Here is a 21,299-nt window from a genome sequence, read left to right as displayed (position 1 = left end):
GGGAGCGTAGAATTCCTGCATGACCCACGCACCTCCCGATTACCCCATCCTCCAATCCATCGGCTGGCCCTGGCCTGGGCCGCCGGAGGACCCTGCCTGGCAGGCGGTCTTTGCTGCGCATCCGCAGGCGTTGCCGGCGCGGGTGGTGGAGCAGCATCGTACCGGCTATGTGGTGGCCGATACCCCGGAGGCCAGCCTCAAGGCCGAGTCATTGCCGGAGTGGCAGCGGCCGCGGTTCCCGAGCCATGAGCGGGCGGCGGTGGGCGATTGGGTGTTGATGGAGGGCAAGCGCATCGTGGCGTTGCTGCCGCGGCGCACCTCGATCAAGCGGGGGGCGGCCGGCGAGCATTACCACCAGCAGGTGATCGCGGCCAATATCGATACGGTGTTCATCGTGTGCGGGCTGGATGCGGACTTCAATCCACGCCGCATCGAGCGCTATCTGTTGCTGGTGGGCGGCGGCGGTGCGCAGCCGGTGGTGGTGCTGACCAAGGCCGATCAGACCGAATACGCCGAGGATGCGTTGGCGGTGCTGGAAGAGCTGGAGGCGCAGAACATTCCGTTACGCGCGGTCAATGCCAAGGATCCGGACAGCGTGGCCGCGTTGCGGCCGTGGCTGGGCGATGGCCGCACGGCGGTGCTGGTGGGCTCGTCCGGTGCGGGTAAATCGACCCTGACCAATACGCTGCTCGGCACGCAGAAGATGAAGACCAATGCGGTGCGCGAGAACGATTCGCGCGGCCGTCACACCACCACGCATCGCGCGTTGATTCCATTGCCGTCCGGGGCGTGCCTGATCGACACGCCTGGCATGCGCGAGCTCAAGCCGACCGGCGAAGAGGATCTGGCCGAAGGCGGTTTTTCGGACGTGGAGGCCCTGGCGGCGCAGTGCCGCTTCAACGATTGCGCGCATATCGCCGAGCCGGGCTGTGCGGTGCGTGCGGCGATCGACGCAGGCGAGCTGGACCCGGAGCGTGTTGCCAACTACATGAAGCTGCGGGTGGAAGTGGCCAGCGCCGCCGAGAAGCTCGCCACCCGCGTTGCGCAGAACAATCGCGGCAAGGGCTCGGGCAAGCGGCCGGCCAGCGTCGATCGTCCCGGACGGCGCTGATGCCAGCGCGCAAGGGGCCGCCGGACATCGTCCACCACGCGGCGCTGGATGCGCGGCTGGTCAAGGCCGTGCGCGGTGTGCGCCTGCTCGCCCTGGCCAGCTGGCCGCGCTCGCTGCAGGAGCCGTTTCTCAACAGCGTGGCGCGCGGGCAGCCGGAATTGCCGCAGGTCGAGTATCCGTCGCTGGATTTCGGCGACACCCGGCGCGAATTGGCCGCCATCGCCAAGGACGCCGACCCGCATCATCCGCTGGGTGAATACCTCATCGATTCGGCGCAGAGCTGGAGTCTTGCAGCAGGTTTGCTGGAGTCGTTGGGCACCCCGGCGGTGAGCGAGTACTCGGCGCAATTGTTCGGCGTGCCGGAGGACCCGATGCCGGGCAACGGGCCGAGCACACGCGAAGCGGCGCAGCATTTCATCCAGATCGCCCAAGAGCTGGATCGCGAACTGATGGCGCCGGAAGAGCAGGTGCCGGTCTCGGCCACCGCCTTGCGCATGCAGTTGCAGAACGATCTGGACGGGTTTTTCGAGGGGCGCGTCATCACTGTCACGCTCGATCCGGATCTGCTCGCCAAGGCGGCGGCCGGCGCGCATCGCATCCGCTTGCGCACCGGTGCCACGTTCAGCGATTACGACCGCGCGCAGCTGTTCCATCACGAAGCGCTGGTGCATTCGCTGACCGCGCTCAACGGGCGCGCGCAGGTGCATCTGCCCAGCCTGGGCATTTCGTCCCCGCGCACGACCGCAACGCAGGAGGGCCTGGCCACGTTTGCCGAGCAGATCACCGGCAGCATCGATATCGAGCGCATGAAGCGCATCAGCCTGCGCATCGAAGCGATTGCGATGGCACGCTCGGGTGCGGATTTCATCGAGGTATTTCGCTATTTCACCGCAGGCGGGCAGAGCGCTGCAGAAAGTTTTTCGTCGGCGCAGCGCGTGTTCCGCGGCGTGCCGACCAGTGGCGGCGGTGCGTTCACCAAGGACACCGTGTATCTGCGTGGTTTGGTCGCGGTGCACACCTTCTTCCGCCATTCCTTGCAGCGCGACCAGCTGCAGCTGTGCCGTTACCTGTTCGCCGGCAAGATGGCATTGGGCGATGTGGCGCGCTTTGCGCCGTTGTTCGACAGCGGCGTGCTGGTCGCGCCACGCTGGCTGCCGCCGTGGGTGAGCCGTGTCAGCGGGCTGGCCGGCATGCTGGCGTTTTCGTTGTTCGCCAACCGCATCCGCATGGATCAGCTGCAGCCGCCGGCAATGAATGTGTGAGGCGAGGCGTTTGCTGCCGTTGCGGCGCATCGCAGCGCCCGACAGTTGCTGACACAGCTGGCGAGACATTGTTGGGTGGGCGCGAATGGCGCGCAAAAGCCGGCATGTAAAAAGACACGTGCGGCGCCCGGAGCACCGGCGGCGCGCCTGTCAACTGCATTGGCTTGTTGGACGCGATCGCAACATTCATGAACACATGCAGCGGGCACCACGCGCTCTACACGAGGCTGCAACGGGCTGAACTGCACACTGGCCGCCTTGCCCAGTTGGGCCATGACACGAGGCAATGCGATGAAAGTTTTGATGGTGCTGACGTCCCACGACCAGCTTGGTGACACCGGCAAGAAGACCGGGTTTTGGCTGGAAGAATTTGCCGCGCCGTATTACGTGTTCAAGGATGCAGGCGCGGACATTACCCTGGTCTCGCCCAAGGGTGGCCAGCCGCCGCTGGATCCCAAGAGCGACGAGCCCGACGCACAAACCGACGCCACCAAGCGCTTCAAGCAGGACCAGGATGCGCAGAAGGCCCTTGCTAGCACGCACCGTCTGGCCGACATCAAGGCCGAGGACTTCGATGTGCTGTTCTACCCGGGCGGCCACGGCCCGCTGTGGGATCTGGCCGAAGACGCCGATTCCATCGCGCTGATCGAGACGTTCGCCAAGGCCAACAAGCCGCATGGTCTGGTGTGCCACGCACCAGGCGCGCTGCGTCGGGTCAGGGGCAGCGACGGCAAGCCGCTGGTCAATGGTCGCCGCGTCACAGGTTTCACCAACAGCGAAGAAGAGGGCGTGGGCCTGACCAAGATCGTGCCGTTCCTGGTCGAAGACGTGCTGACCGAACTCGGCGGCAAGTACGAAAAGGGCGCCGACTGGGGCGTGTACGTGGTCACCGACGGCACCCTGGTCACCGGTCAGAACCCGGCGTCTTCGGAGAAAACCGCAGAAACGCTGCTGGCGCTGGCAAAGCGCTGATTCCTGGCAATTGACGGGTCTTGAAAAAGCCCCGTTCCCGTCGGAGCTCAAGGCATGGCCCGCGCGCTCCTGGTGCGCGGGCCATGCTGCGCTTGCATTAGTAGGTGATTGCGCGGAGCGAGCTTACGCGAAGATGCGGCTCACTAAACGCGCGGCCAATCACCGCTTACGCTTATCGGGTGCATGTTCAGCCCTTACGCTGCAACCAACGCACGCCGTAAGGCGGAAGCACGATCGATACATCGTCGCTCATGGCCGCGGCATCAACCGCGTCGTCGATGGCCAGCAGCATCCATCCATCGACGCCGACCGCCGCAAGCTCCACGTCGAGCGGCTGGTCACTGAAGTTATGCAAGGCGATAAAGCTCTCGCCACGCGTCAACGCGAACACGCGAGCATCGTTCAACGCGATGCTGCCCAGTGCCCGATCCGCCGCCAACGCGGTGAGTGCGGTACGTTGCCGGATCAATCCACGCAAACGTCGGTACACCTTGCCACTCAGGCTGTTGGCATCGTGACGCTGCGCGGCAAGCTGCCAATCCATCGCCGGCCGATGCAGCCAACGGCCTTCATGCTGGCGGAGCGGATCGTCGCGATAGCCGGGGTCATTGACCATCGCCAATTCGTCGCCCATGTAGATCAGTGGGACACCCGGCATGGCAAGCGCAATGGCATACAGCAACACCAGCCGGTCCACTGCAACCGCCAACGCCGCCGCATCGCCTGCCTCCTGCGCGGCCTGGATGCCCGTAAGTGCAGCAGCCATGCCATTGGTTCCATGCACGCCGTCGCCGCTGCTCTGGAAACTCTCGCCGCGCGCGTAACTGCCAGGCACCGCGTTGGCATAGAAGCGCGCCACATCGCGTAGCGAAAACGGCGGCTGCGCTGCATTGCCGCTGGCTTCGTGCTGCAGCACATTCCAGCCGATATCGTCATGGCAACGCACATAACTCAACCATGCACAGTGGCGCGGCAGCGGTGGGCTGTGCGCGATCACGTTGTGCAGGATGTCGCCGCGTTGTAACGCCAGTGCCGACCAGCCGGCTGCCATCAAGCTGCTGTGATAGGCCAGATGGCATTCGTGGCCCTGGTCCGTGCCGCTGCCGAAGTAGGGAGGCAGTTCGGCCATCGGCACGATGGCTTCGGCCTTCATCACCACCGCCGGCGCGACGATATCGGTCACCGCGCGCAGAGCCACCAGCAAGGTGTGCGCTTCGGGCTGGTTCATGCAATCGGTGCCGATACGCTTCCACAGATAGGCCGTGGAATCCAGGCGGAATGCTTCCACGCCCAGGTTGGCCAGCCGCAGCATCGCCAGGGCCATGTCGCCGAATACGGCCGGGTTGCTCCAGTTCAAATCCCATTGATACGGATAGAATGTGGTCCACATCCACTGCGCGGTGTCGTCCACCCAGGTGAAGTTGCCAGGCGCTGTGTGCGGAAACACCTGCCCCAGCGTGGCTTCGTACCGGTCGGGCAGGCTGCGGTCGGCAAAGTGGTGGTAGTAATCCAGATAACGTGCATCGCCGGCGCGGGCCGCCTGTGCCCAGGCGTGATCGTCGGCGGTGTGATTGAGCACGAAGTCCGCGCACAGGCTGATGCCCGCTTCGCGCAGGCGGGTGGTGAGTGCGATCAAGTCGTCGTTGGTGCCCAGGCTGGGTTCCACCTGGCCGTAGTCGCTGACCGCAAAGCCGCCGTCGTTGTCGCCAGCGCGTGCGCGCAGGAACGGCAGCAGATGCAGGTAGCGCACGCCCAGTTCCTGCAGATACGGCACGCGCTCGGCCACGCCCTGCAGCGTGCCGGCAAAGCGGTCTGCGTAGGCGCTGTAGCCGAGCATGTGCTGTTCGCCGAACCAACCGGCGTGCCGGGTGCTGTCGAGCGCTTGCAAGGCTTGCGGGCGTTGCCGGGCGATCGTGCCTACCTCGCCCAGCCACTGCGCCAGCCACGATGCATAGTCGGCACGCTGGCCGTAGAGCGCGTGCAAGGCATCCAGCAAACGCGACGCGTGCTGGTCGTAGCGCGACAACAGCACGTCGGCGCGTTGCGGGTCCAGCGGCGCGGCGAAGGCCGCGCGCAGTGCGGTGGAATCGATCGGGGAGGTGCTCATCAGAGGCCGCCGGGCAGGGCCCGGCGCGGGGTCCTTAAAAGTCGTAACGCAGGCTAATGCTGGTGGTACGGCCGGCAATCGAGCGCGCGCGGATGATGCCATTGGCCGGAATGGTCGCCTCTTCGGCTTCGGTCAGGCCAAAGGTGTTGAACAGGTTGTTGACGTTGAGCGCCACGGTGAGCGCGTCGGTGACGCGGTAGTCGCCGAACAGGTTCACCTGCGTATAGCCGGGCATCTTCAACTGATTGGCGTCTTGCGTGTAGGCGTCGGTGGTGCCGATCAGGTTCACGCCGAACTGGTAGCTGTCGCCGCGGTAGCTGGGCGTGAGCTGCCACACCACATCGGCCTGGCGACGCGGCACGTTGCCGGTGTTTTCCGGGGTGATCTGATCGCGCGAGATTTCTGCATCGGTCCAGGTCAGGCCGCCATTGAGGGTGAAACCTTGGTAGCGATAGCTGGCTTCCAGTTCCACGCCGTGCGCTTCATAGCTGCGATTGAAGAACCGCTGGCTGGTGATTTCGAAATTCTGCTCCTGGGTCCGTGCAGAGAACGCGGTGGCGAACAGGCTCAGCCCGTCGCGGCGCCACTTCAGGCCGGCTTCGGCCTGGCGCACCACGTTGACGCCTTCCTCGGAAGACACCGAACCGTCGTCGCGCACCACGCCGAACAACAACCGGTCTGCGTTGGCGCGTGCGCCGCGGCTGATGCGCGCAAACGCGCCCAGGTCGTCGGTGATCAGATAGTTGCCGCCCAGCGAGTACGACAGGTAATTCCAGTCGTAGTCCACCGGGCGCGAATTGGCGGTGTCCACCGTGGCCACGCGCTGTTCCACCGGCTGGATCACGCCATCGCCGTTGACATCCAGGTTCTGTGCGATGGCAGTGCCGTTATAGCTGCCGCGCGCATCGCCCATGTCGTAGCGCAGGCTGCCGTCGACGCTGAACTTGCCGCTGTCGAAGGTCAGCGCAACGTAGGGCGCGTTGACGTCGTAGCGCACGTCGTAGCTGCGGGTGACGCAGCAGTCGCCCCAGAACGGCGTGCCGTAGGCGTATAGGCCGTTCTGCGAGCGTGAGACGCCGGCCGCGTCCACCACGTTGAGCAAGCGCGAATTGCGGCCCAGGCTCTGCACGTACGAGTTCCAGGTCCAGTCCATGTCGATGGTCTGGCGTGAGCTGTAATAGCCCATGCGCAGGTTCAGCGTGCGCCCGTCGCCGCCGAACTCGCGCGAGACGCTGAGGTCGTTAGTGACGTTGCCCAGGTCGTTGATGGCCACGTTGAACAGGTGGGTGCGAATCGCGTTGCCGGTGTAGGCCTGGCCAGCATTGGGTCCGCCGGCTTCCACCAGTTGCGCACCGGCACCGCCGATGGAAGCGGCCAGCGACGCGGCGTCGGTGACTTCGGCCGGGAACGGGCTGACGAAGCGGCCGCTGTTGTCGGCGACGCGGAACTTCTCGCTCAGGTTCCAGCCATTGCCCAGGTCGAACCAGGCCTCGGCACCGATGGTGCGCGAGATGGGGTGCATGCCGTCGCCCAGTTCGGTGCGGCGCGGCTGGTTGTTGCCGTCCAGGCCCACGTCGGTGCGAAAGTTGCGGCTGTACAAGGTGTCGTTGCCGGGATCGAAACCGGGAAAGCCGCCCAGGTCTGGCGAGCCATCGCGGCCGCGCACCGAGGTGGGCACCGGCAGGTAGCCGGCGGCGCGGTCGTTGAGGTATTTGCCGTACAGGCGCACGTAGCCGTTGTCGAACAGGCGGGTGAGGTTGGCCTTGAGCTGGCCGCCCTTGTCGGTGGTGTAGCCGGCATCGCGCACGCCATCGCCCTGGCGGAAGAAGCCGCCGATGTTGAACTGCCATTGCTCGGCGAACGGTGCGCCGTAATTGAAGTCGATGCGGGTGTTGTCGTAGTCCAGGCCGCGGCTGACGCCGACGCTGCCGCCTGCGGTGTCACCGGTCTTGCTGATGAAGTTGATGATGCCGCCGGGCGCGTTGCTGGTGAAGGTGGACGCCGAACCGCCGCGGATGGCTTCGATGCGGTCCAGGGTGAAATCCGAACGCAGGAAGATGTCCGAGTTGCCGAAGGCGATATCGCCGAACTCCATCACCGGCAGGCCATCTTCCTGCAGTTGCAGGAATTTCGCACCGCCGGAGGCCACTGGCAAACCGCGCACGGCGATATTGGCATTGCCTTCGCCACCGCTGGATTCTGAGCGGATGCCGGGGATATTGCGGAAGATTTCTGCCGTACTGCGCGGCGCCGATTGTTCGATCGCCTCGGCGCCGACGGTACTGACCGAGACGCTGGATTTCAGTTTGGTGGTGGCGGTGGAGGTGCCGGTGACGAACACCGAATCCAGATTGACCGCGGCGCTGTCGGCAGCCGGCGGCGTGGCCGGCGCAGCGGCGGCTGTGTCCTGGGCCAGCGCGGCGGGCGCGCACAGGCAGGAGACGACCGCGCAGGCCAGGGCATGCAGGCGCATGGTGTGCAAGGTGGACATTGCGATTCTCTCTCTCACAGATGGTGGTGTGCCGACGCCTGCATCGTCCCCTCCCAGGGAGTGGCCATGTGGCCTGCAGTGCGAGCGCAGTGATACGCTGTAATACAATCGATTGCAATCTTGCGTCGCAACATAAATGGCAAGTTGCATCTGATTTATTTCAGATGGGGAAACGTGCTGCGATGCAGCGTTACAATCGATTGCATCAACGGCAGGGTACAGTGCGCTGCGGCCACCGGGAGCCGCACCGATGCCCAGGGCCTTGCATGTCGTCGACCGTTCCTAAGCTCTCCTTCGCGCGCATCCTGGCGCTCAACGCCGGGTTTTTTGGCGTGCAATACAGCTTCGGGCTGCAGCAGAGCAACATGAGCCCGATCTACAATTATCTGGGCGCCGACCACGCCAACCTGCCGTACCTGTGGCTGGCCGGGCCGATCACCGGCCTGGTGCTGCAGCCGTTCGTAGGGGCGTGGAGCGACCGCTCGGTGACGCGGTGGGGCCGGCGCATGCCGTACATGGTGCTGGGCGCGCTGGTGTGCAGCCTGTGCCTGCTGGCGATGCCGTTCAGTACCGCGCTGTGGATGGCGGTATGCCTGCTGTGGGTGCTGGATGCGGCCAACAACGTGGCGATGGAGCCCTACCGTGCGCTGGTGAGCGACGTCCTGGCGCCGCCGCAGCGACCGTTGGGATATCTCACCCAGAGCGCATTTACCGGCCTTGCGCAGACGCTGGCCTACCTCACGCCGCCGTTGCTGGTGTGGATGGGCATGAACCAGGACGCTGCCAACGCACACCACATCCCTTACGTCACCATTGCCGCGTTCGTGATCGGCGCGGGCTTTTCAGCAGGCTCGATCCTGCTCACCGCACGCAGCGTGCGCGAGCCGGCGATCGCGCCGGCAGAGATCGCACGCATCCGCCAGCGCGGCGCCGGGCTGGGTGCGACGGTGCGCGAAATCGGCAGCGCGCTGCGCGAGATGCCGCCCACCATGCGCCAGTTGGCCCCGGTGATGCTGTTTCAGTGGTACGCGATCTTTTGCTACTGGCAATACATCGTGCTGTCGCTGTCGACCACATTGTTCGGCACCACCGACCCCACCTCGCATGGTTTCCGCGAGGCCGGCCTGGTCAATGGGCAGATCGGCGGGTTCTATAACTTCGTTGCGTTTCTGGCGGCGTTTGCGATGGTGCCGGTGGTGCGTCGCTTCGGTCCCAAGTACACGCATGCGGCCTGCCTGGTCGCCGCCGGTATCGGCATGTGGCTGCTGCCTGGCATCGAAAATCGCTGGCTGATGCTGCTGCCGATGATCGGCATTGGCCTGGCCTGGGCCAGCATGATGGGCAACCCGTATCTGATGCTGGCCGACAGCATCCCGTCCGAGCGCACCGGCGTGTACATGGGCTTGTTCAACCTGTTCATCGTGCTGCCGATGCTGATCCAGATCGTCACCTTGCCGCTGTATTACGAGCATGTGCTGCACGGCGACCCGCGCAACGTGGTCCGCCTGGCCGGCGCGCTGATGCTGGCAGCGGCAGCGGCGATGCTGTGCGTGCGGGGCCGCAAGCAGGGGACGATCCCGGCAGGGGCGTAGCAATGCGGGGCTGACATCGCTGGCTGCCGCAGATGCCAGACGCGAGTGCCTGCCGGGTTGCCTGAGGTGGCGAGTACGGTGGATCGGCTGGCCGCCGGCCCTCATCCGCCCTTCGGGCACCTTCTCCCGCAGGCGGGAGAAGGAAGCGGGTTGCCGGTCTGGTATCTCCCAATCCCGAATCCCGAATCTCCGCCTCACGCCGACTCGCGCACCACCAGCTTCACCGGCATTTCAACCGATTGCACCTGCTCGCCTGCAATCAACGCCAGCAGCCGGTCTACCAACAGCCGCGCGGCCAGGCCCAGATCCTGCTGCACGGTGGTCAACGGCGGTTGGCTGTAGGCGGCCAGCGGGATGTCGTCAAAGCCCACCAGCGAAATGTCCTGCGGCACGCGATGGCCGGCCTCGACCAGGGCGCGGATTGCACCCACGGCGATGACATCGGAGGCGGCGAACAGGCCATCGGGCGGGTCGGCTTTCTTGAGCATCGCGCGGGTAAGGCGGTAGGCATCTTCGCTGACGAAATGGCTGCGCGCGTGCAGCCGCGTATCGAATTCCAGCCCGTGTCGCTCCAGCGCGTGGCGATAGCCGGCAAACCGCGGTGCCACCTCGGGCAATTGGTCGTCGCCCAGAAAGGCGATGCGCTGGCGGCCGCTGGCGATGAGATGGTCGGTGGCGAGCACGCCGCCCTGGAAATTGTCGCTACCCACGCTGATGTACGACTGCCCATCGATGCGGCTGCCCCATACCGCCATCGGCAGGCCGTCGCGTGCGGCTGCATCCAGCGCGGCGTGTTCGGAACTTTGCCCCAGCACGATCACGCCGTCGGAGCGGCTGCCGCGCGCGAGTTGTTCCACCCAGCCATCCTGATGCCGGTCCAGTTTGGAGAGCAGCATGCTGTAGCCGCGTCCGGTGAGTTCTTCGGCCAGCAGCGCCAGCATGGTCATCAGGAACGGGTCCGAAAGCGGCTGATCCAGCGCATGCATCATCGGCACTGCCACGCTCACGGTGTTGGAGCGTTTGGCGCGCAGGCTGCGCGCCACCGGGTCGACCTGGTAGCCGGCATCGGCCGCAATCTGCTTGATATAGGCGCGCGTGCGTTCGGCCACGACCGGGCTGCCGGCCAGGGCCCGCGACACGGTGGATTCGGACACGCCCGCCATGCGCGCGATGTCGGCCATCTGCGGACGGGCAGTGAGCGTGGTGCGGTCTGAAGGTTTGGCCATGGCAGCGCGCTGCGGAAAAGCCAGAGTGTAATCAGTTCGCACTAGAGGCGGGTTGTTCGCACGGTGGCGGCTGCTTGTACGCGCGGGCGCGGCGCGCACGCGCACGGATCTGCTGGCCTTGTGGGCGCTGCCGCAAATCGGGCGCCGGACGTGCGGGGCAGGTGGGCAGCGAGACATGTAGCGGTGCGCGGCGAGAGCGTTTTGTGCGTACAGCGCAACCGGCCTCGTTTGCGCGCTCGCTCAGCCCATGTAGAGCCCGCCATTCACCGCGTAATCGGCGCCGGTGACATAGGCGGCCTCATCGGAGGCGAGCCAGGCGCACAGTCCGGCAACTTCGGCCGGTTTGCCGAGCCGGCGCACCGGCACCGAGGTGGCCAGGCGATCGAGCACATCCGGCGGAAAGCTGCTGATCGAGGCGCTGGCGATATAGCCGGGCGAGATGGTGTTGACGGTGACCCCGCGCGAGGCGACCTCTTGCGCCAACGCACGGCTGAAACCATGCATCGCCGCCTTGGCGGTGGCGAAATTGATCTGGCCGATCTGCCCCTTGTGCGCGCTGACCGAGCCGATATTGACGATGCGCCCCCAGCCGCGCGAGGTCATGCCATCGACCACCTGCTTGGTGATGTTGAACAACGAATGCAGGTTGCTGGCGATCACCGCATTCCAGTCGTCGCGGCTCATCTGCCGGAACAAGGTGTCGCGGCTGCCGCCGGCATTGTTGACCAGCACATCGATCTCGCCGACTTCGGCCTTGACCTTGGCGAACGCAGCCACGGTGGATTCCCAATCGGCGGCATTGCCTTCGGATGCCACGAAATCGAAGCCCAACTCGCGCTGCTCGCGCAGCCACGACGCCTTGCGCGGCGAATTGGGCCCGCAACCGGCAACCACGGTGTGCCCGCTGCGCGCCAGTTTCTGGCAGATCGCGGTACCGACACTGCCCATGCCACTGGTGACGTATGCGATGCGGAGAGTCATTGGGTGTCACTCCTTCGGAGTTGGGATTCGGGATTGGGGATGACGGGATTCGCAATAGCGGGCAGCGGTATTCGCTTTTGCGAATCCCCAATCCCGAGTGCCGAATCCCGGCGCGCGGCTAGCGCGCCAAAGGGAACAGACCAAACAACAACCCGCCGCCCAGCATCAACAGCGAAATCAGCACCGCCCACTTGAGCGTGAAGCGTTGATGGTCGGCGAAGTCGACCTTGGCCAGGCCGACCAGCAGATAGGTCGATGGCACCAGGGGGCTGAGCAGGTGCACCGGCTGGCCGGCGAGCGAGGCGCGGGCCATTTCCACCGGGGTGATGCCGTAATGGCCCGCGGCTTCGGACAGGATCGGCAGCACGCCGAAATAAAACGCGTCGTTGGACATGAAGAACGTAAACGGCATGCTGACGATCGCCGTGATCACCGCCAGATACGGGCCCCAGCTGTCGGGAATGACGGCCAGAAAACTGCGCGACATCGCTTCGACCATGCCGGTGTTGGACAGGATGCCGGTGAAGATGCCGGCAGCGAAAATCAGCGACACCACCGACAGCACGTTGCCGGCGTGGTTGACCAGGCGGCGGCGCTGTTCGGCCAGATTGGGGTAGTTGATCATCAGCGCCAGCGCGAAGCCGATCATGAACAGCACCGGCATCGGCAGCACGCCCTTCACCAGCGCGCCCATCAAGACCAACGTCAACAGCAGATTCACCCACAGCAGCTTGGGCCGCTTCATGTCCTCGGTGTCTTCCACGCGCGGCAGGGCGTCGTTGTCTTCGGGGATGCTGGTGTCCAGCCAGTTGCCGTCCGCCGGCAGGCGCACCACGCCCAGGCGGCGGCGTTCGCGCATGCCCAGATACCATGCCAGCGCAAGGATGCCGGCGATCGCCAACAGCATGGCCGGCACCAGCGGCACGAACACATCGCCCGGTTCCACATGCAGCGCGGTGGCCGCACGCGCGGTGGGGCCGCCCCACGGAGTCAGGTTCATCACGCCGCTGGCAAGGATGGTGACGCAGGTGAGGTTGAGCGCGTTCATGCCCAGGCGCTGGTACAGCGGCAACATGGCCGAGACGGTGATCATGTAGGTGGTGGAGCCGTCGCCGTCGAGCGAGATCAGCATCGCCAGGATCGCCGTGCCCATCACGATCTTCAGCGGGTCGCCCTTGACCAGGCGCAGGATGCGGCCGACCAGCGGGTCGAACAGCCCGGCATCGATCATCACCCCGAAATACAGGATGGCGAACATCAGCATCACGCCGGTGGGCGCGATCTTCTTGATGCCTTCGAGCATCATCTCGTTGATGCCGGTGCCGAAGCCGCCCAGCAACGCGAACACGATCGGTACCGTGATCAGAGCCACCAACGGCGATAGCCGCTTGCTCATGATCAGGTACATGAAGGTGATCACCATTCCGAAACCGAGCGCGGTCAGCATGCGGGCGAATCCTTTGAGGCGTACAGCAGGGGGAGAGTGGAGCGCAGCGTTGCGCAGGGTGCGCAGCGCCGACGATGCAGGTGCGCGGTTGCTGCTGGACGCACGCGAGGTGGCGCAAGCGCGGCGTTGCGCGCGGGCGTATCGACGTAGCGGCGCGTTGCGCAGATATGCGCGAACAGCGTGCGCACGTCGGTGTTTCTGATTGCCGACACGATGCAGTTGCGCATCAGAAGTCGTACTGAAAGCGGCCGGTTACCGCCAGCGTGTGGTCGACCACTGCGTTGGCGATGCGGTCGCGGTTGTGGCTATCGATCACGTTGAGCATCACGCGCAGGTTCGGCTTGAAATACCAGTTGCCGCCCAGCGTCCACGACTGCGTGCTGGCGTTGATGAAGTCCGGCTGCCCGTCCAGATGCTGGCCGCCACGCATGTAGTCGTAGCGCAATGCCAGCTCGAACGCACCGGAGGGGCGGTTGGGCGTGGCGATGCGGCTGAAGCGGCCGGTCTTGCGGTCGTACCCGCGCGATTCGCCGGTGACGAACCAGCTGACCAGCCCATAGCTGGCCAACACCTTGGCGTGCTGCGCGCCATCGTCGAGCAGGCCACCGCTGAATTCGCTCTGCCACGACCACGGGCCGAGCACTTCGGCATATTCCAGCGACCATTTGTCGAAATCGGTATCGCGGCCATCGGCAAAGCGCGCCAGAGTGATGCGGCTATTGTTGGCCAGATCGTTTTCCGGACGTGGGCGGATCAGCAGCGATGAAGCGCCCCCACTGCCCGGATGCGAATAGCGCTCGTGCGCCAGCGAGACACCCAGGTGGCGCAAGCGCGCCTGGCCCATCTCCGGCGCATAGGTCAGGCGCGTGCCGAGCGCACCGCCCTTGGTCGAAGAATTGTCGATGCTTTCCAGGCTGTAGGCGGACGTTGACCAGGTTGCATCCGGGCGACTGGTCTGCCAGGAAATGGCCTTGCGGTAGATCGGCGCCAGCGTGGTCGAGGCGTAGCCGCGTTCCAGGAATGGGCCGTAGTTGGAGCCGGTGCGATCGTCGAGCGAGAAGTACTGCTTGAATTGGCCAACGGTCAACGTACCGGCCGAGAACTTCTTGGCGATATAGACATCGCGCGCCAGGATGCCGCGGCTGCCCGCCTCGTATTGCAGGCCGGCGAAATCCGCCTCGGCCTTGTAGTTGAAACCGTAGAACTTGCCAGACACGTCCAGCCACACGCGGCGGAACTGGGTGTCGTTGCGCTCGCGTGCACCACGGTCGTCGTTGTCGAACATGGTGAAGTCCCAATGCACGCGCCCGCCCACTTCGGCAGTGACCGGGCCGGCCTCGTCGGCTGCATGTGCCGCCGGTGCCAGGCAGATCGCCGCGCAGGCGCCCAAGGCACGCAAACGCAAGGTGTCGTTGCTCACAGACCCTCCCAGGTACAGGTGTGAATCACGTTTGGCAATGCACCGCACAACCGCCGCGGCGCGTTGGCAGCAGCCTAGTCCGGCGAAGCTGTCATGGACCTGTCGTTTGGGGGCGGGGATTGGGGAGTCGGGATTTGGGATTCGCAAAAGCAGAGTTGCAACAGCGGCGAGCTTTTGTACGCGTGGCCTGTTACCTTCCGGCCGCGACCAACCGCTGTTCCGAATCCCCAATCCCTATTCACGAATCCCTGCCCCATGCGCCTTCTGCTAGTCGAAGACAATGCCGATCTCGCCGATGCCATCGTGCGGCGTATGCGCCGTAGCGGGCATGCGGTGGATTGGCAGGCCGATGGGTTGGCGGCGGCCAGCGTGCTGCGGTATCAGAGCTTCGATCTGGTGGTGCTGGACATCGGTCTGCCCAAACTCGATGGGCTGCGGGTGCTGGCCGGCATGCGCGAGCGGGGCGATACCACGCCGGTGCTGATGCTGACTGCGCGCGATGGCATCGAAGACCGCGTGCAGGCACTGGATGTCGGTGCGGACGATTACCTGGGCAAGCCGTTCGACTTTCGTGAGTTCGAAGCGCGTTGCCGCGTGTTGCTGCGGCGTAACCGGGGGCAGGCCAGCGAGGTGGTGCAGATCGGCGGATTCGTCTTCGACAATGCCGCGCACACGCTGCTGCTGGATGGCGTGCCGATCGAGTTGCCCAATCGCGAATATCGCCTGTTCGAGATCCTGATCGGACGGCTCGGACAGGTGGTTGGCAAGGACGAGATCGGCAACGGCTTGTTCGGCTTCGACGACGACGCCGGCCCCAATGCGATCGAGCTGTATGTCGGCCGGCTGCGGCGCAAGCTGGCCGCCGCGCCGTTGCGTATCGTCACCGTGCGCGGTGCCGGTTACAAACTCGAAGAAGCCGACCCGCATGCGCCGGTGGAGCCGGGCGCCGATGGCTGAGCCGCTGGTGGTGGCACCGTCGATCCGGCGCACCTTGCTGCTGTACCTGGGCAGCCTGTCGCTGCTGGGTGCAGTGGTGCTGTTCTTTGCCGCACGCGATTACGGCGAGCGGGCGGCCAATCGGTCCTACGATCACCTGCTGGTGTCCTCGGCGCTGTCGATCATCGACAGTGTGGCCTTGGTCGGCGGCGACTGGCAGGTGGATCTGCCGTATGCCTCGCTGGATCTGCTCGGCATGGCGCCGGAAGACCGCGTGTTCTATCGCGTGTTCGATGCGCAGGGCCGCACCATTACCGGCGAAGACACGCTGCCGCCGCCGCCGCGTGCGCCCCGCGACGAGCGGCCGCTGCTGTTCGATGCGCAGTACAGCGGCGAGCCGGTGCGCTTTGCGGTGGTGATGCATCGGGTGGCGTCGGCCTCGGGGCAGGGCGAGGTGCGCGTGCAGGTGGGCCAGACCCGGCGCGCACGTGATGCGGTGGCGCGCGATGTGGTGCTCAACGCCTTGGTGGCGATCGGCGTGCTGTCGCTGCTGGCGCTGGGCCTGGTGTGGCTGGGTGTCTACCGCGCGTTGCGGCCGCTGCAGCGCATCGAGCGCGATCTGTCGCGGCGCGAACCCTCCGACCTCAAGCCGCTGAACGTGCCGGCGCCGCAGGAAATGCAGTTGATGGTGACCGCGCTCAACCGCTTCATGGCGCGGCTATCGTCCAGCAACGAAACCCTGCGCGCCTTCATGGCCGAAGCCGCGCACCAGATGCGCACACCGCTGGCGGCCTTGCGCGCGCAGGCGCAGCTGGCGATGGACGACGATGACCCGCACGAGATGCAACGCAGCCTGGTGGCGATCGAGCGCAACGCCAGCCATATGAGCCGGCTGCTCAATCAGTTGCTCAGCGATGCCAGCGTGATCCACCGTGCCAACCTGCAGCGCTTTGCCACCGTGGATCTGGCCGATGTACTGCATCAGGCCCTGCACGAAGCGCTGCCGCGCAGCCCAGGCGCACCGCGCGTGCAGCTGGCGATCGACCCGAAACCGGCGCTGCTGCGCGGCGATGCCTTGCTGCTCCGCGAGGCGCTGAAAAACCTGATCGACAACGCCTGCAAATACGGTGCCGGTGCCCCGCTGCAGGTGGCGCTCACCAGCGACGGCAACCACCACGTGCTGACCATTGCCGATCATGGCCCGGGCATTCCGGCGGCCGAAGCCGAGCGTGTGTTCGAGCGTTTCGTGCGGGGGGCGGATGCGCCGGCCGGTGGCGCCGGGCTGGGGTTGGCCATCGTCAAGCGCGTGGTGGAAGCGCATGGTGGGCGCATCGATCTGTCCAACCGCATCGGTGGCGGCTTGATCGCCTCGCTGCATTTTCCCGGAGGAGACGCGTGATGCGGGCGATGTGGATGCTGCTGTTGCTGCTGGTCCATGGCCTGGCCTGCGCGGCGCCCGGCGATGTGCGGCGCTTTCCTGCACAGGGCCCGGTGCGTGTGCAGCTGCGCGTGCAGGGCTCCACCGACCTGGAAGTGTTCGGCGCAGTCATCCGGGATTACCAGCGGCTGCATCCGGGCACCGAGGTGATCTACGAAGACGTGATTGCCTGGGACATCTATGACCGTTATCTGCACCCAGGCCATGGCGCACCTGCTGCAGACATGCTGATCAGCGCCAGCATGGATCTGCAGACCAAACTGGTGAACGACGGCCACGCGTTGGCGCATCGCTCCGCACAGACCGAAGCCTTGCCGGCGTGGGCGCAATGGCGCCATGAAGTGTTCGGCATCAGCTACGAGCCGGTGGCCATCGTCTACAACACGCGCAAGCTGGATGCCGCCCGCGTGCCGCGCACGCGCCGGCAGTTGCTGGCGTTGTTGCGCGCGCCCGATGCACCGCTGCGCGGCAAGGTCGGCACCTACGATGTCGAACGCAGCGGCGTGGGGTATCTGTTCGCGACCCAGGACGGCCAGGTGGGCAGTATCGCCGGCGCGCTGCTCGCGGCGCTGGGGGCCAACCGGGTGGTGTTGGAGGAGCGCACCGGCAGCCTGCTCGATCGGGTCAGCCGTGGCGAGCTCCTGCTGGCCTACAACGTGCTTGGCTCCTACGCGCAGGCCCGCATCGATGCGGGCGCGCCGCTGGGCATCGTGCAGCCGCAGGACTACACGCTGGTGGCGCTGCGCACGGCGGTGATCCCCAAGACGGCGCCGCATGCGCCGGAGGCGCGCCGGTTTCTCGACTACCTGCTTTCGCCGCGCGGCCAGCAGGTGCTGTCGCGCGAGGCGCGGCTGATGCCGATCCTGCCGGCCGCCGGTGGCCGCGGCGGTTCGGCGCAGCCACCGTTCCGCCCGATCCCGCTCGGCCCCGGTCTGCTGGTGTATCTGGACAAGCTCAAACGCCGCCAGTTCCTGGACGCCTGGCGGGCGAGCACGCAGCCGCCGCGTTAGAGCGTGTGATGCACGTTGAGATGAGATGCATTGGCCGTCAGCGGTGTGGAGCGGCCACCGCTTGGCTTGTCTTGGCGCGCCAGCCAAGCCGGCGCCACGCAGCACCCGCTCCGTGCCGCTGACGGCCAACCCTCCGCTTCGCACTCACCTCAACGTACATGACACGCTCCAGTGCAAGGCATCGGCGGCGGCCCTGTGCCAGACTTGGCGTATGGCTGATCTCACCATTCTCGTCGCCGACGACCACCCGCTGTTCCGCGCCGCCGTCATCCACGTGCTGCAGCAGACCCTGCCGCAGGCCAACGTGGTGGAAGCCTCCAGCGCTGCCACCCTGAGTGCCATGTTGCGTTCGCATCCGCAGGCCGAGCTGGTGCTGCTGGATCTGGCCATGCCCGGTGCACGCGGTTTTTCGGCGTTGTTGCACGTGCGTGGCGAACACCCGGACATTCCGGTGGTGGTGATCTCCTCCAACGATCATCCGCGTGTGATCCGGCGTGCGCAGCAGTTCGGCGCGGCCGGGTTCATTCCCAAATCCACGCCGGCCGAATCGATCGGCACCGCGGTGGCCAGCGTGCTGGAAGGCGGCACCTGGTTCCCGCCGATGACCGCCGAGCGTTCGGAGGCCGACGCACAACTGGCTTCCAAACTCGCCCAGCTCACGCCACAACAGTTCCGTGTGCTGCTGAGCCTGGCCGATGGCCTGCTCAACAAGCAGATCGCGCACGAACTGGGCCTGGCCGAGAACACCGTCAAGGTGCATGTCACCGCGATCCTGAAAAAGCTCGACTGCTACAGCCGCACCCAGGCCGCGGTGTTGGTCAAGGCGCTGGAGCCGGAAGGCGAGGGCTGAGCTAGCCTGCGCGACGGGTGGCCGCGCATTGCCGTCTGCAGCCCACATGACACATCCCGCAGAACGCATGCAGGCATTGCGCCTGCGCATCAAGAGCGGCTGGCAAAACGCAGCGCGCAGTCGTCAGGTGAGCATGGACTGCGTACTCAGACCCTCAGTGCACGCACAGCTACATGCGGCAGCGAGCACCAGCCGCATGGCGACTGCCGCAGTGTCTATTGGCTCTAGGCCGGCGGCTGCCGATAGAACACCATGCCGCCATGATGCAGCTCGTCGTCGGTGACGAAGCGGCCATCGGCGGTGAAGCCGGTGTCGTCCCAGTATTCGATGTGAGTGCCGGTGATTTCGTAACGGCCCTGGTAGGCGCTTTGGCGCGTGCCGCGGGCCTCGTCGTAGCGGCCGTTCGGCAGGAGTTCCTGCCGGATCCGTCCGTCGCCGGTGACCCACATGCCGAGATAGGGGTGTGCTTGCATCGGATGTCCTGGTTGCTGGGTCGCGATAGTGGTCGGCGCCTTAGGCGGTTGCGCAGCTGCCGCGAACGGGCAGGCGAGCGCCGAGCCGGCGCCCAGCGCCACCGCGATGGCGGCTTTCATCGGCCTGTCGCTCATGGGCTGGCCCTGCGTTGCATTTGGCTGCGACCGCGCTGCAGCACGGCGTCGTAGGCGGGCAGGTCCAGGAACGCGTTGACCTCGACCGCCTTGCCACCGGCCATCCGCATGATCCATGCGTAGCGATTGCGATAGCTGCCGCCATCGCGCAGCGTGGCCACGCCTTCCCACTGCACGATGACGTGCTCGCCATCGGCCCAGATGCGTTGCTGCACGGGCCGCAGTGGCGAGGCCAGGCGCTCGCTCAGCGGACGCACCGCGGCGTCGACCAACACCTCGCGACCACGCAAGGTGCCGGCGCTCGGACCGGAGCCTTCGATGGTCCACACCACCTCGGGCGACAGCAGCGTCTCGAAGATACCGCTGCCCCCGTTTCGCCACTGCGCAAAGGCCGCTTCGACGATGCGCTTGTTGCAGATGGGCACGAGTTGCTCTGCGCAGGTGTCTGTGGATGCAGCATCCTTGGATGTGGCGCCGGCATTGCCTGCGAACGCTGCGGCGACAAGCAGCGCTGCTGACGTGATGGTTGGGAGTCTGGTCATGGCTGCTCCGTGGTGGTTAGGTGCGCAGCTGCACGTGATGGGTGCCGTAGATCAACTGCTGCGCCATCGGCCTGCCGATGAAGCGTTCGGGAAAGATCGGCGGCACTGCGCTGACCGCGTCCAGGCGCGCGACATGCGCGTCGCTGAGCACGATCTCCAGCGCGCCGAAGTTGTCTTCGGCCTGCTGCAAGGTGCGTGCGCCCATCACCGGCGACACGACGGCCGGGTTGCGCAAGGTCCAGGCCAGCGCCACCTGCGAGCGCGATGCGCCCAGTTCATCGGCGACCGCACCGACCACATCGGCGATCTCCAGCGCGCGTGCATTGAGATGCCCGGTCGAGGCGATCACGCCCTTGCGGCTGCTCGACACCTCTGCCGCATTGTCGTCGGTCAGATCGGCGCGGCTGTATTTGCCGGTGAGGATGCCACCGCCCAGCGGCGACCACGGCAACACGCCCAGGCCGAGTTCGCGCGCCATCGGCAGCAGCTCGTGTTCGACGCTGCGTTCGACCAGGCTGTACTCGATCTGCAGCGCCACCAACGGCGACCAGCCGCGCAGGTCGGCCAGGGTCTGCAATTGCGCCACGCGCCAGGCCGGGGTATTGCAGATGCCCAGATAAAGCACCTTGCCCGATTGCACCAGATGCTCCAGCCCGCGCATCACCTCGTCCGGTGCGGTGGTGAAGTCCCAGGCGTGCAGGTACAGCAGGTCGATCCGGTCGGTGGCAAGTTGGCGCAGGCTGGTTTCAACCGAGCGAATCAGGTTCAGGCGATGATTGCCGCCGGAATTGATGTTGTCCGCATCGCGCGCCATGGTGAATTTGGTGGCCAGCACGAAGCGTTCGCGTCGGTCCTTGATCAACTCGCCGAGGATGCGTTCGGAGCCGCCGTTGGTGTAGTTCACTGCGGTGTCGATGAAGTTGCCGCCGCGGTCGGCATAGGCGTCGAAGATGCGTTTGGCTTCGCCTGCATCTGCGCCCCAGCCCCAGGCTTCGCCGAAGGTCATGGTGCCCAGCGACAGGGGCGAGACGCGCAGGCCGGAGCGGCCGAGCAAGCGGTAGTGGTCCAGTGAGCGTGGCTGATGCATGCGTGATGTCTCCCGGTAGCGACGTGGTGCGTGTTGCCAGCCACTGTGCAGCGGCGCGGGGGGCGAGCGTGAGCCTGGTTATCCGGCATCCTTGCCTGATCGTCCGAATGGCCGCGGCCAGTCATGGCTGTTCCCATGCCGATGCATGCACTGCGCCCGAATGCAGCGGCTCTCTTGGCGTCAGACGCAACACCGCAGGCAAGCGTCTATGCTATGGCG

17 protein-coding genes are annotated in these 21,299 nt (G+C 65.7%); 8 read left to right on the top strand and 9 right to left on the bottom strand.

Annotation, left to right across the window (positions count from 1 at the left end):
• The first annotated feature begins 19 nt into the window (after positions 1 to 19).
• The 3 genes from rsgA (at position 20) to ACCQ07_RS17005 (ending at position 3,345) form a co-directional block, all read left to right on the top strand.
• Positions 20 to 1,111, top strand: a complete 1,092-nt coding sequence (rsgA, locus tag ACCQ07_RS17015; protein WP_372164332.1) for a ribosome small subunit-dependent GTPase A — start codon at positions 20 to 22, stop codon at positions 1,109 to 1,111.
• Positions 1,111 to 2,373, top strand: coding sequence for a flavohemoglobin expression-modulating QEGLA motif protein (locus ACCQ07_RS17010; RefSeq protein ID WP_071117494.1), 1,263 nt, complete (start codon positions 1,111 to 1,113; stop codon positions 2,371 to 2,373). The genes rsgA and ACCQ07_RS17010 overlap by 1 nt, the downstream gene beginning before the upstream one ends.
• 291 nt (positions 2,374 to 2,664) lie before the next feature.
• Positions 2,665 to 3,345, top strand: coding sequence for a type 1 glutamine amidotransferase domain-containing protein (locus ACCQ07_RS17005; RefSeq protein ID WP_008573636.1), 681 nt, complete (start codon positions 2,665 to 2,667; stop codon positions 3,343 to 3,345).
• A 187-nt stretch (positions 3,346 to 3,532) separates the two neighbouring features.
• Here ACCQ07_RS17005 and ACCQ07_RS17000 read toward each other — a convergent pair whose 3' ends face one another.
• Positions 3,533 to 5,452 (bottom strand): alpha-amylase family protein, encoded by a 1,920-nt coding sequence (locus ACCQ07_RS17000; RefSeq protein WP_372164329.1) that lies wholly within the window; start codon positions 5,450 to 5,452, stop codon positions 3,533 to 3,535.
• Positions 5,453 to 5,486: 34 nt separating this feature from the next.
• Positions 5,487 to 7,943: a TonB-dependent receptor gene (locus tag ACCQ07_RS16995; RefSeq protein ID WP_372164327.1), complete on the bottom strand. Its 2,457-nt coding sequence runs from the start codon at positions 7,941 to 7,943 to the stop codon at positions 5,487 to 5,489.
• 266 nt (positions 7,944 to 8,209) lie between these two features.
• Between ACCQ07_RS16995 and ACCQ07_RS16990 the strand changes: the two genes are divergently transcribed.
• On the top strand, positions 8,210 to 9,535 hold the full coding sequence (locus ACCQ07_RS16990) for an MFS transporter (RefSeq protein WP_029820233.1): 1,326 nt from the start codon (positions 8,210 to 8,212) through the stop codon (positions 9,533 to 9,535).
• 194 nt (positions 9,536 to 9,729) lie between these two features.
• On the opposite strand, the gene ACCQ07_RS16985 is transcribed toward ACCQ07_RS16990, so the two are convergent.
• The 4 genes from ACCQ07_RS16985 to ACCQ07_RS16970 all read right to left on the bottom strand — a co-directional run bounded on the left by ACCQ07_RS16985 (position 9,730) and on the right by ACCQ07_RS16970 (position 14,609).
• Positions 9,730 to 10,761, bottom strand: a complete 1,032-nt coding sequence (locus ACCQ07_RS16985; RefSeq protein ID WP_008573641.1) for a LacI family DNA-binding transcriptional regulator — start codon at positions 10,759 to 10,761, stop codon at positions 9,730 to 9,732.
• Between the two features lie 240 nt (positions 10,762 to 11,001).
• The gene (gene phbB / locus ACCQ07_RS16980; RefSeq protein WP_005912059.1) at positions 11,002 to 11,742 is read right to left on the bottom strand and encodes an acetoacetyl-CoA reductase; all 741 of its coding nucleotides are present in this window, start codon (positions 11,740 to 11,742) and stop codon (positions 11,002 to 11,004) included.
• A 118-nt stretch (positions 11,743 to 11,860) separates the two neighbouring features.
• Positions 11,861 to 13,189: a CitMHS family transporter gene (locus tag ACCQ07_RS16975; protein WP_003483418.1), complete on the bottom strand. Its 1,329-nt coding sequence runs from the start codon at positions 13,187 to 13,189 to the stop codon at positions 11,861 to 11,863.
• Positions 13,190 to 13,415: 226 nt separating this feature from the next.
• Positions 13,416 to 14,609, bottom strand: coding sequence for an OprO/OprP family phosphate-selective porin (locus ACCQ07_RS16970; protein ID WP_005912055.1), 1,194 nt, complete (start codon positions 14,607 to 14,609; stop codon positions 13,416 to 13,418).
• Between the two features lie 255 nt (positions 14,610 to 14,864).
• Between ACCQ07_RS16970 and ACCQ07_RS16965 the strand changes: the two genes are divergently transcribed.
• The 4 genes from ACCQ07_RS16965 (at position 14,865) to ACCQ07_RS16950 (ending at position 18,843) form a co-directional block, all read left to right on the top strand.
• Positions 14,865 to 15,566: a response regulator transcription factor gene (locus ACCQ07_RS16965; RefSeq protein WP_005912054.1), complete on the top strand. Its 702-nt coding sequence runs from the start codon at positions 14,865 to 14,867 to the stop codon at positions 15,564 to 15,566.
• Positions 15,559 to 16,944 carry a sensor histidine kinase gene (locus ACCQ07_RS16960; protein WP_011348541.1) on the top strand — a complete coding sequence of 462 codons (1,386 nt, stop codon included), beginning with the start codon at positions 15,559 to 15,561 and terminating at the stop codon, positions 16,942 to 16,944. The genes ACCQ07_RS16965 and ACCQ07_RS16960 overlap by 8 nt, the downstream gene beginning before the upstream one ends.
• Entirely contained in the window at positions 16,944 to 17,993 is a 1,050-nt protein-coding gene (locus ACCQ07_RS16955) for an ABC transporter substrate-binding protein (protein WP_041855086.1), read from the top strand. The genes ACCQ07_RS16960 and ACCQ07_RS16955 overlap by 1 nt, the downstream gene beginning before the upstream one ends.
• Before the next feature lie 211 nt (positions 17,994 to 18,204).
• Positions 18,205 to 18,843, top strand: coding sequence for a response regulator (locus ACCQ07_RS16950; protein WP_003483405.1), 639 nt, complete (start codon positions 18,205 to 18,207; stop codon positions 18,841 to 18,843).
• A 224-nt stretch (positions 18,844 to 19,067) separates the two neighbouring features.
• Here the strand turns inward: ACCQ07_RS16950 and ACCQ07_RS16945 are convergent, their stop codons facing one another.
• The 3 genes from ACCQ07_RS16945 to ACCQ07_RS16935 are packed head-to-tail and all read right to left on the bottom strand — an operon-like array spanning position 19,068 to position 21,080.
• Complete coding sequence (locus ACCQ07_RS16945) at positions 19,068 to 19,436, bottom strand: Atu4866 domain-containing protein (RefSeq protein ID WP_039419067.1); 369 nt, start codon at positions 19,434 to 19,436, stop codon at positions 19,068 to 19,070.
• 11 nt (positions 19,437 to 19,447) lie between these two features.
• Entirely contained in the window at positions 19,448 to 19,993 is a 546-nt protein-coding gene (locus ACCQ07_RS16940) for a nuclear transport factor 2 family protein (RefSeq protein ID WP_014091015.1), read from the bottom strand.
• A 16-nt stretch (positions 19,994 to 20,009) separates the two neighbouring features.
• Positions 20,010 to 21,080 carry an aldo/keto reductase gene (locus ACCQ07_RS16935; protein WP_011348537.1) on the bottom strand — a complete coding sequence of 357 codons (1,071 nt, stop codon included), beginning with the start codon at positions 21,078 to 21,080 and terminating at the stop codon, positions 20,010 to 20,012.
• Positions 21,081 to 21,299 lie beyond the last annotated feature (219 nt).

This window comes from Xanthomonas sp. NCPPB 3583 (assembly GCF_041475715.2).
GTDB classification, from domain to species: Bacteria; Pseudomonadota; Gammaproteobacteria; order Xanthomonadales; family Xanthomonadaceae; genus Xanthomonas; species Xanthomonas euvesicatoria.
Note: the sequence above shows the minus strand (reverse complement) of the source record. Positions and strands in the feature narration are given on the sequence as shown.

Excerpts from the sequence above, each read along its gene's own strand:
- phbB (WP_005912059.1), bottom strand. The coding sequence starts at position 11,742 with ATGACTCTCCGCATCGCATACGTCACCAGTGGCATGGGCAGTGTCGGT.
- ACCQ07_RS17005 (WP_008573636.1), top strand. The coding sequence starts at position 2,665 with ATGAAAGTTTTGATGGTGCTGACGTCCCACGACCAGCTTGGTGACACC.
- ACCQ07_RS16940 (WP_014091015.1), bottom strand. The coding sequence starts at position 19,993 with ATGACCAGACTCCCAACCATCACGTCAGCAGCGCTGCTTGTCGCCGCA.
- rsgA (WP_372164332.1), top strand. The coding sequence starts at position 20 with ATGACCCACGCACCTCCCGATTACCCCATCCTCCAATCCATCGGCTGG.
- ACCQ07_RS16965 (WP_005912054.1), top strand. The coding sequence starts at position 14,865 with ATGCGCCTTCTGCTAGTCGAAGACAATGCCGATCTCGCCGATGCCATC.
- ACCQ07_RS16955 (WP_041855086.1), top strand. The coding sequence starts at position 16,944 with ATGCGGGCGATGTGGATGCTGCTGTTGCTGCTGGTCCATGGCCTGGCC.
- ACCQ07_RS16990 (WP_029820233.1), top strand. The coding sequence starts at position 8,210 with ATGTCGTCGACCGTTCCTAAGCTCTCCTTCGCGCGCATCCTGGCGCTC.
- ACCQ07_RS17000 (WP_372164329.1), bottom strand. The coding sequence starts at position 5,452 with ATGAGCACCTCCCCGATCGATTCCACCGCACTGCGCGCGGCCTTCGCC.
- ACCQ07_RS16945 (WP_039419067.1), bottom strand. The coding sequence starts at position 19,436 with ATGAAAGCCGCCATCGCGGTGGCGCTGGGCGCCGGCTCGGCGCTCGCC.
- ACCQ07_RS16975 (WP_003483418.1), bottom strand. The coding sequence starts at position 13,189 with ATGCTGACCGCGCTCGGTTTCGGAATGGTGATCACCTTCATGTACCTG.
- ACCQ07_RS17010 (WP_071117494.1), top strand. The coding sequence starts at position 1,111 with ATGCCAGCGCGCAAGGGGCCGCCGGACATCGTCCACCACGCGGCGCTG.
- ACCQ07_RS16935 (WP_011348537.1), bottom strand. The coding sequence starts at position 21,080 with ATGCATCAGCCACGCTCACTGGACCACTACCGCTTGCTCGGCCGCTCC.
- ACCQ07_RS16960 (WP_011348541.1), top strand. The coding sequence starts at position 15,559 with ATGGCTGAGCCGCTGGTGGTGGCACCGTCGATCCGGCGCACCTTGCTG.
- ACCQ07_RS16995 (WP_372164327.1), bottom strand. The coding sequence starts at position 7,943 with ATGTCCACCTTGCACACCATGCGCCTGCATGCCCTGGCCTGCGCGGTC.
- ACCQ07_RS16985 (WP_008573641.1), bottom strand. The coding sequence starts at position 10,761 with ATGGCCAAACCTTCAGACCGCACCACGCTCACTGCCCGTCCGCAGATG.
- ACCQ07_RS16950 (WP_003483405.1), top strand. The coding sequence starts at position 18,205 with ATGGCTGATCTCACCATTCTCGTCGCCGACGACCACCCGCTGTTCCGC.